Origin of the sequence: Kitasatospora sp. NPDC059327 (assembly GCF_042752535.1) — a bacterium.
Classification (GTDB): Bacteria; Actinomycetota; Actinomycetes; order Streptomycetales; family Streptomycetaceae; genus Kitasatospora.
The window spans coordinates 100,519-116,952 of record NZ_JBHYYB010000004.1 but is presented as its reverse complement, the minus strand read 5'-3'; the positions used below and the strand labels follow the sequence as shown (position 1 = coordinate 116,952).

The following is a 16,434-nucleotide window of genomic DNA, read 5'->3' as shown; positions in this document are numbered from 1 at the left end:
GCGAGGGGGCGGGCCGGCCCGCAGCCGTGCCCGCCCCGCCCCGCCCCGCTGGAGGTCAGCGTCGGCCGAGCACCTCGGCGAGGCGGCTCACGCCGTCCGCGCCGTGGCCGAGCGCGATGGTGCGGCGGACCAGTCCCTCCGCCGCGCGCATCACGCCGGAGTCGATCCCGTGCGACTCGGCGGTGTGCACGACATGAGCCATCGTGGAGACCCCCGAGGTGAGCGGGTTGATCGCGCCCGAGTAGCTGCCGCTGTCGAAGTCCTCGGCGAACTCGGTGAACAGCGGCGGGAGGATCGCGCCGATGCCCTGGGCGAACGGTGCCAGCTCCCGCCCGCTGATCCCCTCCGCCTTGGCCAGTGCCAACGCGTGCACGTACCCGGCCATCGCCGTCCAGAAGATGTCCAGCAGGGCGATGTCGAACCCGGCGGCCCGGCCGATCTCCTCGCCGAGGTGGGTGTGCGTACCGCCCAGGGCGGCCAGCACCGGCTGGTGCCGCCGGTACAGCTCCGCCGGGCCGCTGTGGATGAACACGGCCTCCGGCGTGCCGATGCTCGGGGCCGGGGTCATGATGGCGCCGTCCAGGTAATCGAGGCCGTGCGCCGCCGCCCAGGCGGCCGTGTCCCGGGCGCGCTCCGGCGAGTCGGCCGTCAGGCTGACCACCGTCCGGCCCCGGAGCGCGGCGGCGACCTCCTCGCGGCGCAGCACGGCGTCGGAGGCGTCGTAGTTCACCACGCAGACGACGACCAACTCGCTCGCCGCCACCGCCTCTTCGGCGGATGCGGCACTCACCGCCCCCTTGGCGACCAGTTCGGTGTCCCGCCCGGGCGTCCGGTTCCAGACGGTGGTTCGGACCCCGGCCCCGACGAAGGCCTCGGCCAGGGCACGGCCCATCGGCCCGAGGCCGAGCACGGTGACGGTGGACTGCACGTGGTTGGTGGACATACTTCAGCTCCTGTAGACATGGTGGTGGACATCGAGAACGAGGGGGCGAGGATGACGCGAAGGCGGGCCGTGGACCCGAACGTCTGCGGAGTGACGGCCGCGATCTCCGTGATCGGCGGCAAGTGGAAGACGTCGCTGCTCTGGCTGTTGGAGGCCGGTCCGCACCGGCCCGCCGAACTGCGCCGACGGATGCCGGGCCTGAGCGAGAAGGTCCTCACCCAGGCGCTGCGGGAGATGGAGTCCGACGGTCTGGTGCACCGCGAGGTGCACGACGTCCTCCCACTGAAGACCGTCTACTCCCTGACCGACTTCGGCCTGCGCCTCTCCGTGGCGCTGGGCCCCGTCTCCGACTGGGGCCACGAACGCCTCGACCGGTTGGCGGCCGAGCCGGCGGAACTTTCGGCCTCCTGACCTGCCGTCATCTCCTTCCGCCTCGCTGGGATCAAGCTTGCCCGCCGCGCACCGGCCTGCCCAGTACGCACTAATAGGTGGGTACGCTCCCGGCTCCGCTCCCGGCCCGGTCGTCCCCGACCCGTGCCCCACGGGTGGCCTGCCCCGTCCACTACGGGAGACGGGTCACCAAGGATCAGAATTTGACGTACCGCCACATTGGCCACCGTTGCAGAACCGGTATCCCTAGCTGCTGAGTTGGCGGGTGCGGTAGCGGCCTGGGGTCTCTCCGACGAGAGTGGCGAAAGCCTCGATGAAGGTCGTCGGATTGGCCCAGCCGCAGGCGAGGGCGGTGTCGGTGACGGACTTCCCCGCGGCGAGGCGGGTGAGCGCGTGGTGGACGCGGAGCTGAGTGCGCCACTGATGGAAGCTCATCCGGAGTTCCTGGCCGAAGAGCCGGCTGAGGGTGCGCTCGCTCGCCCCGACGCGTGCGCCGAGTTCGGCGAGGGTCTGCTGATTGGCGGGGTCGGCGTAGAGGATGCCGGTCAGTGCCCGGAGCCGGTCGTCGGCCGGCTCGGGCAGGTGCAGCGGCTGTTCGGGCGCCGCGGTGAGCTCGTCGACGACGACCGCGTGCAGTCGGTCGACGGCCTCCGGCGTCCGCCCGTCGGTGTCCGCCTCCTCGGCCGTGAGGGCGAGCAGGGCTTCGCGGGCGAGCCCGGAGACGGTGAGCACGGCGGGATGCGCGGGCAGCCGGGCGGCGAGTGCGTCGGACAGGAACAGGATCCGCATGTCCGCGTCGCCGTGCGCGGTGTGGTGGTGCTCGAAAGCCGCGGGAGTCCACGCCGCCCGGGTCGGCGGAGCGATCCACGTCCCCCCGGCGGTGGTCACGGACAGGACGCCGGTGGCCGGATAGACCAGGTGGCCGCGGTCGTGGGCATGGGTGGGCAGCCGCTGTCCGTGCGCCAGGGCGATGCGGCCGCGTTCCGCGCGATCAAGATGGCGGGTTTCCCTCATGGATTGGCATCCTATCGGTAGCCCGCCGTCCCGGCTCCGCCCGAGAGTGGACGGCATGAACAGCCCAGTGACCCATCAGGCCCCAGCGGCCCACCCGTCGGCGTCCCGGCAGCCGTCCCGTTCCGGACCGGTCGGGGCACGCACCGTACGAGCCGCCGTCGCGTTCGGCCTGGCCGCGCTGAACCTGCGCATCGCCGTCGCCTCCCTGTCCCCCGTCCTCGCGGAGGTCGAGCACGACGAGCACCTCTCCTCGTTCGGCGGTGGAGCCCTCTCGACGGTGCCGGTCGTCTGCTTCGGGGCGTTCGCGTTCCTCGCGCCCCGGCTCACCCGCCGCTTCGGACCCCACCACCTGCTCTGGTACGCGCTGCTCGCGCTGACCGGAGGCATCGTGCTGCGCTCGGTCCCCGGAGTGCTCGCCCTGTTCGGCGGCACCCTGATCGCCGGTGCGGCGATCGCGGTCGGCAACGTCCTCATGCCGCAGCTCGTCAAGCACGACTTCGCCGGCCGCGCCGGGCTGATGCTCGGCTGCTACTCCCTGGCCCTGTCCGGCGGGGCCGCGCTCGCCGCGGGCGTGGTCGTCCCGCTGGAGTCGGGCACCGGCTGGGGTTGGCGGCAGGTGCTCGCGCTGATGGCGGTCCCGTCCCTCGTCGCCGCTCTCGCCTGGCTTCCCGAACTGCTCGTGCCGGGCCGGCGTTCCCCGGACCGCCGGCGACAGCGGCCGGTGGAGCGAGGAGGAGCCGATGCCGCCGCACCCACCCTCGGGGCGCTGTGGCGCGACCGGACCGCCTGGGCGGTGACCCTGTACCTGGGTCTGCAGTCCCTCGGCTACTACGCGGTCCTCTCCTGGCTGCCGACGCTCCTGCGGGACCACGGCATGAGCGGCAGCCAGGCCGGATGGATGCTCGCCTTCTCCAGCTTCCCCGGCATGGCCGCGTCCTTCGCGGCCCCTTGGCTGCACCAGCGTCTGCGCCCGGCCTTCCTGGCGCCCTCGGCGGCCGCGCTGCTGTGCGCTGCCGGCTTCGTCGGCCTGCTCACGTCGCCCGTGTCGGGCGCCTACCTCTGGATGACCGCCCTCGGACTGGGCCAGGGCCTCGCCCTCGGTCTCGCCCTCGGCTACATCGTCGCCCGCTCGCCCGACGCGCACCACACCGGCCGGCTCTCGACGATGGCCCAGGGGATCGGCTACCTCATCGCCTGCCTCGGCCCGCTCGGTCTCGGCCTGCTGCACTCCGCGAGCGGGGGATGGTCGCTGCCGGTCGCCGTGCTGCTGGCCGTGCTCGTCGCGCAGACCGTCGCGGCCTTCGGCGCGAGCCGCGACCGCCATGTCCTGGCGTCCTCCTGACGGGCCGGGACCCGTGGGCCCGGCGAGGTCCACAAGGCGCGTCCCATGGTCCGGCCCGGAGTCACCACCGGTGACTCCGGGCCGGTCAGAGCCCCCTGACGCTGCCGAGGACTCGGGAGACGCGCGGGCCGGTCCTCGCGGGGGTGCGGATCAGCGGCTGTCGCCCGGGCGGTGGACGGTGAGCTCGCCGTAGGCGGACAGGGCGCCGGCCAGGTCACCGGGTTGGTGCCGCAGGGTGGCGTCCAGGAAAGCGAGCGTGGTCGCGGCGACGACCCGCTGGCTCTCGGTGCGGCCCAGGGAGCCGACCATCGCGGGCACGGGCGGCAGGTACAGCGGGGCGTCCGTGAAGGTGAGGTGGGCGGCGCCGGGGACGGTGAGCCGGTAGCTCGTCGCGGTGCTGAGCTTGAGGACCTCGGTGAGACGGGGCAGGTAGCGCGCGTCGGTGCCCGGGCCGATGGCCTGGGTGAGCGCGAGCGCCGGCTGGTGGTAGGGGAGCGGGGTGGGGTCGCGGGGGTAGCCGTCCAGGTCGATGACGGCGGCGAACCGGGGGTCCTGGCGGGCGGCTCGCAGGGCGGCGGCGCCCCCGAGCGAGTGGCCGGTCACCGCGGCCCGTCCGGTGTCCAGCCGGCCGGTCAGCGGGCCGTCGGCCCCGCCCCGGTCCAGACGGTCCAGCTGGGTGAGGACGAAGCCGAGGTCCGCGGCGCGGATGCCCGCCGTCTCGGCGGCTCGCCTGTTGTCCTCCTCGTCGTCGCCGGTGGAGCCCACCTCGGTGCCGATCGTCCGGCCGTCGGTGAGTACGACGGCGGCGGAGTCGTAGGGGTGGTCCAGGGCCGCGACCACGTAGCCGTGGCTGGCCAGTTCCTCCGCCCAGGCGGTGTTCTGGGTGCGCACGCCCCCCAGTCCGGGGGAGAACAGCACGAGCGGGAACCGCCCGCCGCCGGCCGCCACCGGGGCGTCCGGCACCGCATGGGTACGGGCCCGCGGGACACCGTCGACCAGGAAGTCGGGGAGGCCGGCGTAGCGCGCGAGGGCGTCGGAGACGGTGCGCGCCTCCTGCTCCGTGCGGCCGAGGTACTGGGCCCGTCGCGTTCCCGCGGGACTCTTCTGCGCGGGGTACCAGAGCTGGACCACGACGGTGCGCCGGTCGTCGGGTTCGGGGGTGGCGGTCTCGGCTCGGTCCGGATCGGTCCACTGCAGCACGCGGGTACCGACCGCGAAGTCACCGGTCGGCTCCGGGAACACGGGGACGGGGAAGGCCCAGGCGGCGGCCGGGCCGGTGGCGGTCAGCACGACGCAGAGCAGCGATCCCGGCAGCGCCAGCCACCACCGGGCGCGCCGCGCCGGCCGGCCGGCGCGGCGTCGGATCAGCGGTGAGACGGCGAACGGCAACGCGAGGACGCCGCCCGCCAGTACCGGCAGCATCTGCCAGCGCAGCCCCAGCACGGTCAGCACAGCCGTCGGCAGGACGAAGGCCGCTGCCGCCGCGATCGTGACGGGCGGTCGGGCGGCGGGCGGCAGCCAGCGGGCCACCAGCAGTGCGAGAGCGCCCAGCAGGGCAAGGATCTCCAGGGGGGACATGTGCGGTCCCGGGATGATTTCGGTCACCCGCTCATCGTCGGCGCGGGGCACGCGCCGCCACATCGATCCCGGGTCGCCGGCGTCTGCGACGGGAGTGGCAATCGGGGCCGTGCCCCCGTGCGACCGGAGTCGCACCCCGGCGACAGCGTTGGTGCGACCGGAGTCGCAAGCGAACACGCCCGGTCAGCGGCCGGGTTGCTCCCACGGGAGGTACCGGGACTCCTCCTGCGGTCGTATTCCGGCCCGCTGCCGTCAGACCGTGGACTCATGTGCTCCCGCCGGACCGCGGCATACCGTGACAGGGCTGCGGTAGGTGCCGGGCAGCGCGGGTCCGTCGTCCCCGCGCTCGACCCGGCCCCGGCCGCGCGCGGTGGTGGCCCCGACCGGGGTCACCACGAGGCCGAACCGACAGGGAGGTGTGATGACCGAGGCAGCCGCGGCGACCGGCAGGGCCCGTCCGGTGCGCCACCCGGGCGGGGCGCCGCGGACGTGGACGGTCGGGCGGCCGACGCGGTACGCCGACCCGCCCCCCGTGCGGGCGGCCGGGCCGATGAGTGCCGCCCGGCGCTGGGGCTCCCGGCTGCCACCCCTGGTGTGGGACGCGCTGCTCCCGGTGCTGCTCCTCGTCAACATCGTGACCACGAGCCCGGCGCCGGGGCTGCCGGTGGCGCTCGCGCTGACGGCCGCGCTCGCGCTGCCCCTGCTGTGGCGGCGCCGGGCGCCGCTCGTCGTGTTCTGCCTGGTGGCGGTCGCGGCCTTCGTCCAGTGGCTGACGGACGTCCAACTGCCGGCGGCCGTCGCCCTGCTGGTGGCGCTCTACACGGTGGCCGCGAACGCGGGGCGGCGCGCCACGCTGGTCGCCGGTGCCGTCGTGGAGGCGGGGGTCCTCCTGGCCTGCCTGCGCTGGACGGCGGACGGCGCGTTCCTGACCCCGTTCGTCGCGGTGACCGCGATGGCCGTCGCCGCCGCCGTCCTCGGGATGAACGTGCGGACCACGCGTGCCTACCTGGCGGCCGTGGAGGAACGGGCCGCCCGCCTGGAGCAGCAACAGGAACAGCAGGCGCGGCTGGCCGTCGCCGAGGAGAGGACACGCATCACCCGCGAGATGCACGACATCGTCACCCACAACCTGTCCGTCATGGTCGCGCTCACCGACGCCGCCGTCTACGCGCAGCACCGGTCGCCCGAGAAGGCGACTGCCGCGATGCTGCAGATATCCGAGACGGGCCGGCAGGCCCTGACCGACATGCGGCGCTCGCTGGGCGTCCTGCGGACGGACGAACCGGACGCGGAACGCCACCCGCTGCCCGGCATCGCCCAGCTGCGGGCCCTCGCCGACCAGATGTGCGCGGCCGGGCTGCCGACCCGCCTCGAACTCCACGGCGGCGACACCCGCGTTCCCGCCACCGCCCAACTGACCGTCTACCGCCTGGTGCAGGAAGCCTTGACCAACACCCTCAAACACACCCCCGCCGGCACTCACGCGACGGTCCTGGTGCGGTGCTCGGCCGAGGCCGTCACCGTGGACGTCACCGACAGCGGCCCGTGCCCGCCACCGTCCGGCGCCACCCCGTCCGGCCATGGCATCCCCGGCATGCGCGAGCGCGCGGCCGCCTACGGAGCGGAGCTGCGGGCCGGGCCGCTCCCGGGCGGTGGCTGGGGAGTCCACACCCGCCTCGACCTCGGCAGCGCCGGGGAGGCGTCCGCATGACGATCCGCATCCTGATCGCCGACGACGAGGCGCTGCTCCGGATGGCGTTCAGCACCGTCCTGGAGGCCCAGCCCGACATGGCACCGGTCGGCGAGGCCGCCGACGGCGCCGAGGCCGTGCGCCTCGTCCGGGAGCTGCGGCCCGATGTCGTCCTGATGGACGTCCGGATGCCCGGGACCGACGGGATCGAAGCGACCCGCCGGATCGTCCGGACCTCCCCGCAGAGCAGAGTGCTGATCCTCACCACCTTCGACCTCGACGAATACGCCTTCGCCGGGCTCAACGCGGGGGCCTCGGGCTTCCTGCTGAAGAACACCAGGCCGGAGGAGCTGCTCACCGCGATACGCAACGTGGCCGCGGGCGACGCGGTGGTCTCCCCGCGGATCACCCGCCTCCTGCTGGAGAGCTTCCGCCCGCACATCCCCGACGGCGGCGAGAACGGCGGCGACGAGCGGCTGCGACGGCTCACCCCCCGCGAGCTTGAGGTGCTGATCCAGGTGGGCCGCGGTCTGTCCAACACCGAGATCGCGGCCACCCTCCACCTCGCGGAGGCGACCGTGAAGTCCCACCTGGGGCGGCTGCTGCACAAGCTCGAACTCCGTGACCGGATCCAAGCCGTGATCTTCGCCTACGAGAGCCGCCTCATCCATCCGGCATGACGCCACCGCCCGGCCTGCTGAGGACCTTGCCCGGTCGGCCGAGGTCCTCGCGGCCGACCGAGGCCCTCGCCCGGCCGGGCAGCGCGACGGCCGTCGTGCCGAAAGCCGGTCGCGACGGGCCCGCCGGCCCGGCGACGGGCCGCTGCGCGATCGTCGCCACGTCCGGTGACGCCTCGACCACGGGCACCGGCGACCGGAGGTCGGCGGTTCGGGGGATTGCGGTGGGGGTTTCGGGACGGACGGGACGGCGGGGGGAATCCCTGCCCCGGAAGGGCGCCGTCATCCGTTGTGCGCCCTCGGAACAGGGAGAACACGTCATGCGTCGTCGAATCGCAGTCGTCGGAATGCTGGCCGCCACCGGAGTGCTCGCGCTCGCCGTGCCCGCGCAGGCGGCGACGGGGGTCCTGGTGGTGAACGGTGTGACGCATCAGAACCCGGCGCGGGGGTGCTACCCGAGCCTGTCGCCGGTCCTCGTGGAGAACCTCACGGACGCGACGGTCCTGGTGCACTCCGCGGCGAACTGTCAGGGGCCGGTGACGAGGGAGATCGCACCCGGGATGACCGCGGCGACGGTCGGGTTCAGCTACTTCGTCAACTGACCCCGGGACGGGCACCGGGGGGTGGGACGTCGCACCCGTCGCTTCCCACCCCCCCCGGCCAGTACGCGCCGGCTCGTTCGCACCGGCCGTTCGCGCCGGCCCGTCAGGAGTCCGGCAGCGGCCCCGGGGCCGGCCAGGTGCGTCAGCGCATGGCCGGGGCGGGCGGGCGTGGGCGGCCTGACCTCGGCTAACCTGCCCCCTCGTGGACGATCACCCCGAATCCCCGACCCGGCGCGTCTTCGTGGCGCTGGCTCCGCCCGACGACGCCAAGGACGAGCTGGCCCGGGCCCTGGGGCCCGCCTACGCCGGGTACCCGAGGCTGCGGTGGAACCGGATCGAGGACTGGCACATCACCCTGGCCTTCCTCGGCGAGCTGCCGTCCACGGCGGTGCCGCCACTGCGGTCGGCGCTGGCCGGCCTGGCGGCGCCGCGGACCGGGCTGCGCCTGGGACTGCGGGGCGGCGGCCACTTCGACCACCGACTGCTGTGGACCGGGATCGACGGGGACCTGGACGGACTGCACCTGCTCGCCGCCGACGTCCGGGACTTGGTGAGGTCCTGCGGTATCGGGTTCAGGGAACGCCCGCTGCACCCCCATCTGACCCTGGCGCGCTCCCGCCGCGACGATCCCACCAGCGTGCCGCAGGTCGCGGCCGCGCTCAGCGAGTTCGCGGGCCGGCCGTGGTGGACCGAACGGCTCCATCTGGTCGGCAGCAACATCGGACGCGGGCCCGGGCCGATCCACTACCGCGACATCGAGGCGTGGCCGCTGGGCACGCCGGCGATGGACGGCACCGAGAGTTGACGGTGCGTCAGAAGCCGATCGGGCGCGCCGAACGGCTCGTGAGCCGCCGCGTCGGCAGCCGCTTCGCAACCGTGACGGCCTGCCCCCGGTGGCCCCGGGGCCACCACGGCGTGGTGGTGGCCGTTGGCGGGAGGCAGGCCCCGCGGCGTACGAGGTGGCGCGTCGTCACGTCCTACTCGGTCGGGTCCCAGGCGCTGAGCTGGTCGAAGAGGGTCCGGTCGCCGTCGAGCTCCACGGAGTCGAACGGGATGCGGTCGTGCAGGATGAGGACGAGCTCGTCGGCCGTGCCCCGAGCGGAGGCGGTGGCCGCGTCCGGGGCCTGGCCGGTGGCCGGCGGGGTGCCGGTCCCGGGGAGGCGGGCGGTCCGTGCGCCGTCGGCGGAGAGCGAGAGGCGCCAGGAACGGCCCTCGGAGGCGTGGAAGTCGATGGTGGCGGGCTTGTGCGGCCAGGCACTCGTCGTCGCGACACAGGTGGACAGGAACTCCTCGACACCGTCGAGAGCCACCTCGGCCGGCAGCGGCTGCGGGGCGCCTATGGTGATCTGGGCGTCGTACGTGTGCACCGCGAACTGCAGGAGCTGGTGCCGGGCCACGGTGCCGGAGGTCTGCGGCGACTGCGACGTCTCCCACCAGTTCCAGCAACCGCGATCCGGGCCGGCCTCCCGCAGGGCGTCGACCAGTTGCTCCGTGGACTCCGCCAACCAGGCCAGCAGGGCCTCGCGTTCCCGGGGCGCGGCCGGGGCGCCCGCCGCCACGGACTTGGCCGGAGCAGGCCCCGCGGCGACGGTGGCGGCCCAGTCGCGGCGCCCCTCGCCGATGTGCTGAGCCAGATCGAACAGCGTCCACTCGGGGCAGGTCGGCACCTGTACGTCGAGGCTGGGCGCGGCGGCGATCGCTGCGCGGAAAGCAGTTGACCGTTCGTCGATCAGTCGCAGCAGAGCGGGGAAGGCGAGTGTCGTTGTCACGCTGAATCTCTATCACCGTGTCCGACAATCGGACAGCGATTATTCGCAGCCGCGGTCGCGGGCGGGCTCTCGAAGGGCGGTCCCGCGATGCCTGTGCCCTGAACGCGCCCGCGAACCCGTCGCCCCGTCCGCCGTCTTCCGCGACGACCGCTGGGCAGGCCGCCGCGGCGGCCTGCCCAGCCGACCCGGCCCTCGGAGGGAGCCGGGGGCAGCCGTCTCAGATGCCCGTGGAGACCGCCACGTGCCGCCAGCGGTCGAGTTCACGCCGCACCAGGTCGAGCTTCGCCTCGACGCGCTCGACCGCGTCCGCGCCCAACTGCAGGCGCAGCGGAGGCTCGGTGACCTCGGTGACGTCGACGACGGCCTTCGCCGCCTTCTTCGGATCTCCCGGCTGACGGCCGTCGTTCTGGGCGAGTGCCTCGCGCACCGGCCCCGCACCCGCGGTGTAGTCCTCGATGGAGGCCGGTTCGACCCGCATGCTGGAGCCGTTGAGGAAGTCGGTGCGAAAGCCCCCCGGCTCCACGATCGTGACGTGGACGCCGAGCGGTGCCAACTCGGCGTGCAGCGCCTCGGAGATGCCTTCGAGGGCGAACTTCGACGCGCCGTACAGGCCCACGCCCGGAGCGGTGGCGAAGCCGCCCACGGAGCCGATGTTCAGGACGTGTCCGGATCGCTGCGCGCGAAGCGTCGGGAGGGTCGCCCGCAAGGTGTTGAGCACACCGAACACGTTGACGTCGAACAGGGCCCGGGCGGCCTTGTCGGACACCTCCTCGATCGCGCCCACGAGGCCGTAACCGGCGTTGTTCACCACCACGTCGATCCGCCCGAACTCCGCCAGACCGGCCTGCACCGCGGCCGCCAGCCGCTCCGGTTCGGTCACGTCCGCGGTCACCGCCAGCAGCCCGTCCGGCTTGACCGGGTACGCCCGGAGCACCGCCGCGGCGTCCCTCGCCGTCGCGATCACCGCGTGTCCTCGGTCCAGCGCCTCACGGGTGATCTCCGCGCCGAGCCCACGTGAGGCACCGGTGACAAACCAAACGCTCATGTTCTCCCCTGTTTCGGTGGTCGGGTGGCCGACGGCCCAACGCTAGAAGCTAGAGTCGGGTCTAGATCAAGTGCGGTGTGACGGAGGTCGCCCATGGACCTGGGCATCGGTGAGGTGGCGGAGCGCAGCGGGCTGAGCGTTCACGCACTGCGGTTCTACGAGCGCGAGGGCCTGTTCGCCAACCCGGTGCGCCGCTTGGCCAACGGCCGTCGGATCTACCACGAGGAAGATCTGGAGTGGCTGGCGATCTGTACGAAGCTGCGCTCCTCGGGCATGGCACTGGCGACGATCCGGCAGTACATCGAGCTGGTCCGTCAGGGGCCGGGCAACGAGCACGAGCGGCTGGAGTTGCTGCGCGGGCACGCGAACCACGTGGAGGCGCAGATCGAGGGGTTGAACGAGACCTTGGCCGTGATGCGGCAGAAGGTGCGGATCTACGAGGACCACCTCGTCCGCGGCGAGGCCGACCGACTCTGGAACCCCTCCCACCCGGACAACGCCCGAGCGGACTCTCAGCAGGGCTCACAGCAGGGCGCCTGCGCTTCCTGACCGATCCGCCGGTCGTGCCGCGAAGACCCCGGCCCGGGGCGTGCGCATCGCTCGCCCGCCGATGGAGCGTCATCTCCCGCTCCGCACGGCTGATCGGTGCGCGTGTCGCTCGCCGGGTAGGGGCGTTCGGTGGGGAGGAGCTGCCGGGCGGCAAGGTCTGACCGCGCCGGTCGGGTGCTGGACGGGTGGCGCCGTTGGGGTTCGCGCTCGGCCCGACCAGGTCGGTGACCTCGGGGACCGGGTCCGGCCTGTGACGTAGTGCCGGCAGGCCTGACGCACGGTTGGTGATCGGCCGGACCTTGCAGTCAGATGACTGATGCCTCCGCGCGGCCCCCTGACGCACGCTCCTTGTACGGCGGGCCCGGGCCTCGGGCCCGCCGCTGATGAGCACTGTCACCCGGCCCGGGTCGAAGACGCGGGCGGTCCTGGAAGGCGAGTTCCACCGTGGCCCTGAAATTCCTCAAGCCGGCCGTTGCCGTTGTCACCGGCGCTGTCGCCGGGGCGGTCCTGCTCCTCACGGCGGTGCCGGCGTCCGCGGCCAATCCCCCCTACGACGGCTGCCCGGCGTGGGCGCTGTGCCTCTACCAGAACGGCGGCGGCACGGGCTCGAAGGCGATCGTCGTCCCGCCCGCGGCCGGCGGCAACACGGAGATCGTGCGTCTCACCAAGGTGCATTTCCTCAATGGTGACCTGGCCAACGACCAGGTGTCCTCCTGGGTGAACAACTCGCAGTGCCAGATCGAGTTCTGGGACGACCCGTACGGGGAGCTCCACCCGTCCCAGGTCGACTTCGCCTCGTCCTGGCAGTGGGGTGCCAAGGCGGACTACGACGCGAGCAGCAGCCACTACTACCTCAACGACCGGATCTCCGCGCTGCGCTTCTACTGCCCGTAGCGGCCACCGCGCGGCAGGAACGGTCCGAACACCCGCACCGTCCACCCCACGCCGGGCCCCCACGCCGGGCCCCCACGCCGGGCCTCCGAACGCCCCCGGCCCCCGCACGTGGCCGGGGGCGTTCCCACGGTCTCCCGGCGCCCGTCCCCGGTGCCGGGAGCACCACACGACTCGGAAACGAGGTCCCATGAAACGCCGACGACCGACGGCCGCGCTCCTCTGCGGCCTGCTGCTCACCCTCACCCTCCCCGCCCTCGCCGCCACGGCCCCGGCCCCCGTCGCGGGCACCGACGTCACGGCGACCGACGCCCCGGCGGCCCCCGTCGCCGCCGTGACGGCCGGTCCCGGCGCGGAAGGGCCGGACCTGAGCTACGCCAACCGGACCGGATCGCCCGCCGGGATGCCGGACTGGTCCCGGGCCGGCTACCGCGGCGGCCTGCCCCTGCCGGACGACGGCAGCCTTACCGACGACGGCGCCTGCCGTGTCACCCCGGACCGGCTCGCCTCCCAGTACGCCGTGCGGGCCGACGACGGCGTGGACGACTCCGCCGGCCTGCAGCGAGCGATCGACGACGTCAAGTCGACCTGCTCGCCGGGCGCCAACTTCGACCGGCTCTCGCTCATCTCCCTGCCCGCCGGCCGGATCGACGTCTCCCGGCAGATCTACGTGGACGCCGACTACCTCGTCGTCCGCGGCCAGGGCTCCGGCGACGGCGGCACCCGGCTGGTGTTCCGCCCGGACGTCAACACCCGCTACGACACGCTGGTCAACGGCCGCTGGGACCAGGACAGCATGAAGGCGGGCAGCGGCGCCGACGTCGGCACCGGCGGCTGGATCTGGCCGGGCCGCGGTCTGTTCCGCGTCCAGACCCGCGACATCGCCGACCGCTACCAGGACGACTGGGCGGCGGCCCCGGCGAACCGCAAGGACATCTTCGAAGGCAGCGTCAACCAGCACTGGGCCTCCGGCATCAAGGTGGCCGCCCAGGCCGCCGACCCCGGCTGGGCGGCCCGGCAGGGGCAGAACCTCGTGCAGCTGGACGCCAAGGCCGACATGAAGAAGTTCTCCCCGGGCGGCTACGTCTGGGTCGGCGCGGCCAACAGCGTCAAGTTCTACGAGCAGCAGGGCGTCTCCGACCGCGGTCAGATGGACAACCTGCACATGCGGCAGCAGATGTTCCGGCTCAACGCGGTGGACGCCGCGGCGAGGACGGTCACCCTGGACCGCCCACTGGAGTGGGACCTCCCGGTCGACTCCACCTCCGACGGCTCGCCCGCGCTCGCCGACAAGCCGTACCCCAGCAAGGTCACCCCGCTGAAGGTGGTCGAGGGCGTCGGCTTCGAGAACTTCGCCTTCACCCAGGACATGACCGGTCTGCCGAAGCTCGGCGGCGGCACGTACGCCCCGACCCCCGCCCAGGCCGTGCACAACTACGGCAACATGGCGCCCGAGTACGCGATGCACGGCATCGTCTTCAAGTGGGCCGCCAACGACTGGGCGCGCGGGCTGAGGGCCGAGATGACCGGCTCGCACCCGATCGTGACCGAGGACGCCCGCAACCTCCAGATCGAGCGCAACAGCTTCGACGGTGCCTGGAACAAGGGCAAGGGCGGCAACGGCTACCTGCGCGGCAGCCGCGTCTGGAACTCCCTGTACGCGTACAACCTCAGCCGCAACCTGCGCCACTTCACCTTCCAGTGGTCCGCCAGCGGCAACGTCGCCTTCCGCAACGACCTCGACTCGGACCTCAACCTGCACGGCGGCTGGGAGCACGACAACCTGTTCGAGCAGAACACCCTGCGGGTCCCGTACGAGCACCGGTCGGGCAGGTGCGAGACCAACTGCGGCGGCGAGGGCGGCGAGATCGACGAGGGGACGTGGTACCCGATCTGGTGGGCGGCCGGCCCCAAGGCGGTCAAGTGGTCCGGTTCCTCGGGTCCGCAGAACGTCTTCCACAACAACACCATGGTCAAGCAGACCACCCCCGGCGGGCCGTACGCGCCGTACGCGCCCTACGGCTCGCAGACCGGCACCGCCTACCAGTTCGGCTCCGCCGACGGTGCCCCCGGCCGGTTCCGGCCGCTGAGCCAGAACGGCCAGGCCATCCCCGACTGGGGCGGCCGGGAGACCCTCGACTACACCGGGAACGGCGTGGTGCCCGTCGACGTCGGCAAGCGGCCGTCACTGTTCCTCCGGGACACCGGCGGGCTCGACCCGCGCGACAACCACACCCGCAGGGTGGCCACCTGGAACATGCAGGGCGCGCTGACCCCCGAGGGCAACGGCAGCCGCTACAGCAACGACCTGCCGCGGTTGTACGGGCGCAGCGCGCTGGAGGGGCAGGCCGACATCATCACCCTCCAGGAAGCCGGCGCCCCGCCCGGCGGAGCCACCTTCCTCCAGGAGATCCACACCGCCAACACCCAGTACGTCGACAACCACGGCTTCGTCGTCCCCGTCCGCGAGTACCGGATCGGCAGCTCCTCCCGGACGACGGGATACCTGTACTGGCTGCGGACGGACACCAGCAGCTACGAGTGGGGCCGGGTCAACCTCGCCGTCTTCAGCCGCACCCGGGTGACCGCGGAGAACGTGTACACCACCCGGGAGGGCAGGATCAGCGACGGCACCGACTCGCGACCCGCGCTCGGCGTCAACGTCGACGGCGTCGCCTACTTCTCGGTGCACGGGAGCTCGGGCTCCGGCAGCGACGACCCCCAGCTGCTGCTGAACATCCGGGACCAGATGGCGCCCGCCAACCTGCCCTGGATCGCGCTGGGCGACTACAACCGCCTGCCGGACAGCCTGCAGACCGCGATCGGCGGCACCCTCACCGTCCAGGCGCCGACCCAGCCGACGCACCCGGTGGACCGGATCGCCAACGGCACCCGGCGGGTCCTCGACTACGCGGTCGTCCCCACCGCCCAGGGGCCCTCCGTCACCGGGGTCCAACGGCAGAACCTCGACGCGTCGGACCACTACCCCGTCGTCTACACCCTGAGCGGCCTGCCCAACGCGCCGACGCCCACGGACACGGCGGAGCCGCCCAGGCCGAACCAGGTCCTGCTGCGCAACGCCGCCACCACCAACGTGGCCGGTCCCGTCAGCAGGACGGACCACGCGGTCAACGACCAGCCGATCAGCCGGCGGGACCCGTCCTCGCAGGTGTTCAGCCTGACCGAGGACCCCGAGCACCCGGGCTACTTCCGCCTGTTCCACCCGCACGCGCCGTTCGCCGGCCGCTACCTGGGCCAGGAGGGCGGAGCCCGTGACGCGCGGACGGTGCTGTGGCCGAGCGCGGCGCTCGACCAGCTCTGGGCCCGGGCCTACCAGGGCGACGGCACCTACACCTTGGTGAACTACCAGACCCGGCAGTTCCTCACGGACCTCGGCCCGGGCCAGGGCGTGGTGGCCCGTGACTGGGACGGCTCGGCCAACCAGCGCTGGTTCCTCCAGGACGTTCAGGACGGCACCGATCTGATCGAGATCGTCGCGACGGACGCCGGCGGCTCGGCCCCGGCACTCGCGGTCGACGACCTGGAGCCGGCGCCGTTCCCGGTGTACCTGGCCCCGGACTCCCACGGGGACAACCATCAGTTCGGCATGATCTCCGCGGGGCCGAGCGGCAGTTCCACCTGCGGCTACCTGGTCTACGGCGGGCAGTACGTCAACTCGACGGCGGCCCACCCGCGGGACCCGCAGAACGGCGACTTCGTCACCATGGGCGCCTTCCGCCCCAACGACGACGGCTACCTGTGGTGCAGGACCCCGGACGGCCCGAACGGGACGCTGCTGACCAACTTCACCAGCCCCTTCGAGCACCTCGACCTCACCCGGAGCAGCACGGTCGACGTGGTCACCGTCACCCGGCCCGGAACCGGCACCGCCCGGCTCCACTGGCTCTTCCGGCCGGCCACCGGCTGACGGAATCGGCGTGACG

General features: G+C 73.1%; 14 protein-coding genes. 9 read left to right on the top strand and 5 right to left on the bottom strand.

Features of this window, described 5'->3' with window-relative positions; all coding sequences use genetic code 11:
• Positions 1-55: 55 nt before the first annotated feature.
• A complete protein-coding gene (locus ACFXHB_RS04125) occupies positions 56-943 on the bottom strand; it encodes an NAD(P)-dependent oxidoreductase (RefSeq protein ID WP_380571912.1) in 888 nt (295 codons plus the stop codon).
• 51 nt (positions 944-994) lie between these two features.
• On the opposite strand from ACFXHB_RS04125, the gene ACFXHB_RS04120 reads away from it, so the two are divergent.
• Positions 995-1,354, top strand: coding sequence for a winged helix-turn-helix transcriptional regulator (locus ACFXHB_RS04120; RefSeq protein WP_380571911.1), 360 nt, complete (start codon positions 995-997; stop codon positions 1,352-1,354).
• 225 nt (positions 1,355-1,579) lie between these two features.
• Here the strand turns inward: ACFXHB_RS04120 and ACFXHB_RS04115 are convergent, their stop codons facing one another.
• Positions 1,580-2,347: an AraC family transcriptional regulator gene (locus ACFXHB_RS04115; RefSeq protein ID WP_380571910.1), complete on the bottom strand. Its 768-nt coding sequence runs from the start codon at positions 2,345-2,347 to the stop codon at positions 1,580-1,582.
• A gap of 55 nt (positions 2,348-2,402) precedes the next feature.
• On the opposite strand from ACFXHB_RS04115, the gene ACFXHB_RS04110 reads away from it, so the two are divergent.
• Positions 2,403-3,689, top strand: coding sequence for an MFS transporter (locus ACFXHB_RS04110; protein WP_380571909.1), 1,287 nt, complete (start codon positions 2,403-2,405; stop codon positions 3,687-3,689).
• A 150-nt stretch (positions 3,690-3,839) separates the two neighbouring features.
• On the opposite strand, the gene ACFXHB_RS04105 is transcribed toward ACFXHB_RS04110, so the two are convergent.
• Entirely contained in the window at positions 3,840-5,330 is a 1,491-nt protein-coding gene (locus ACFXHB_RS04105; RefSeq protein ID WP_380571908.1) for an alpha/beta hydrolase family protein, read from the bottom strand.
• Positions 5,331-5,688: 358 nt separating this feature from the next.
• Here ACFXHB_RS04105 and ACFXHB_RS04100 point away from each other — a divergent pair, with 358 nt between their 5' ends.
• From ACFXHB_RS04100 to thpR, 4 genes are all read left to right on the top strand, one after another.
• Entirely contained in the window at positions 5,689-6,978 is a 1,290-nt protein-coding gene (locus ACFXHB_RS04100; RefSeq protein ID WP_380571907.1) for a sensor histidine kinase, read from the top strand.
• Positions 6,975-7,637: a response regulator gene (locus tag ACFXHB_RS04095; RefSeq protein ID WP_380571906.1), complete on the top strand. Its 663-nt coding sequence runs from the start codon at positions 6,975-6,977 to the stop codon at positions 7,635-7,637. The genes ACFXHB_RS04100 and ACFXHB_RS04095 overlap by 4 nt, the downstream gene beginning before the upstream one ends.
• 317 nt (positions 7,638-7,954) lie before the next feature.
• Positions 7,955-8,236 (top strand): hypothetical protein, encoded by a 282-nt coding sequence (locus tag ACFXHB_RS04090; RefSeq protein ID WP_380571905.1) that lies wholly within the window; start codon positions 7,955-7,957, stop codon positions 8,234-8,236.
• Between the two features lie 202 nt (positions 8,237-8,438).
• Positions 8,439-9,041 (top strand): RNA 2',3'-cyclic phosphodiesterase, encoded by a 603-nt coding sequence (gene thpR / locus ACFXHB_RS04085; RefSeq protein WP_380571904.1) that lies wholly within the window; start codon positions 8,439-8,441, stop codon positions 9,039-9,041.
• A gap of 172 nt (positions 9,042-9,213) precedes the next feature.
• Here thpR and ACFXHB_RS04080 read toward each other — a convergent pair whose 3' ends face one another.
• Positions 9,214-10,005 (bottom strand): maleylpyruvate isomerase N-terminal domain-containing protein, encoded by a 792-nt coding sequence (locus ACFXHB_RS04080; protein ID WP_380571903.1) that lies wholly within the window; start codon positions 10,003-10,005, stop codon positions 9,214-9,216.
• A gap of 217 nt (positions 10,006-10,222) precedes the next feature.
• Positions 10,223-11,050: an oxidoreductase gene (locus ACFXHB_RS04075; RefSeq protein ID WP_380571902.1), complete on the bottom strand. Its 828-nt coding sequence runs from the start codon at positions 11,048-11,050 to the stop codon at positions 10,223-10,225.
• Between the two features lie 93 nt (positions 11,051-11,143).
• Here ACFXHB_RS04075 and ACFXHB_RS04070 point away from each other — a divergent pair, with 93 nt between their 5' ends.
• From ACFXHB_RS04070 to ACFXHB_RS04060, 3 genes are all read left to right on the top strand, one after another.
• A complete protein-coding gene (locus ACFXHB_RS04070) occupies positions 11,144-11,599 on the top strand; it encodes a MerR family transcriptional regulator (RefSeq protein WP_380571901.1) in 456 nt (151 codons plus the stop codon).
• A gap of 444 nt (positions 11,600-12,043) precedes the next feature.
• Positions 12,044-12,493, top strand: coding sequence for a peptidase inhibitor family I36 protein (locus ACFXHB_RS04065; protein WP_380571900.1), 450 nt, complete (start codon positions 12,044-12,046; stop codon positions 12,491-12,493).
• Positions 12,494-12,680: 187 nt separating this feature from the next.
• Complete coding sequence (locus ACFXHB_RS04060) at positions 12,681-16,418, top strand: hypothetical protein (RefSeq protein ID WP_380571899.1); 3,738 nt, start codon at positions 12,681-12,683, stop codon at positions 16,416-16,418.
• Positions 16,419-16,434 lie beyond the last annotated feature (16 nt).

Bases quoted from the DNA above. Each gene is read 5' to 3' on its own strand.
- ACFXHB_RS04125 (WP_380571912.1), bottom strand. From the start codon at position 943: ATGTCCACCAACCACGTGCAGTCCACCGTCACCGTGCTCGGCCTCGGG.
- ACFXHB_RS04120 (WP_380571911.1), top strand. From the start codon at position 995: ATGACGCGAAGGCGGGCCGTGGACCCGAACGTCTGCGGAGTGACGGCC.
- ACFXHB_RS04115 (WP_380571910.1), bottom strand. From the start codon at position 2,347: ATGAGGGAAACCCGCCATCTTGATCGCGCGGAACGCGGCCGCATCGCC.
- ACFXHB_RS04110 (WP_380571909.1), top strand. From the start codon at position 2,403: ATGAACAGCCCAGTGACCCATCAGGCCCCAGCGGCCCACCCGTCGGCG.
- ACFXHB_RS04105 (WP_380571908.1), bottom strand. From the start codon at position 5,330: ATGTGGCGGCGCGTGCCCCGCGCCGACGATGAGCGGGTGACCGAAATC.
- ACFXHB_RS04100 (WP_380571907.1), top strand. From the start codon at position 5,689: ATGACCGAGGCAGCCGCGGCGACCGGCAGGGCCCGTCCGGTGCGCCAC.
- ACFXHB_RS04095 (WP_380571906.1), top strand. From the start codon at position 6,975: ATGACGATCCGCATCCTGATCGCCGACGACGAGGCGCTGCTCCGGATG.
- ACFXHB_RS04090 (WP_380571905.1), top strand. From the start codon at position 7,955: ATGCGTCGTCGAATCGCAGTCGTCGGAATGCTGGCCGCCACCGGAGTG.
- ACFXHB_RS04075 (WP_380571902.1), bottom strand. From the start codon at position 11,050: ATGAGCGTTTGGTTTGTCACCGGTGCCTCACGTGGGCTCGGCGCGGAG.
- ACFXHB_RS04070 (WP_380571901.1), top strand. From the start codon at position 11,144: ATGGACCTGGGCATCGGTGAGGTGGCGGAGCGCAGCGGGCTGAGCGTT.
- ACFXHB_RS04060 (WP_380571899.1), top strand. From the start codon at position 12,681: ATGAAACGCCGACGACCGACGGCCGCGCTCCTCTGCGGCCTGCTGCTC.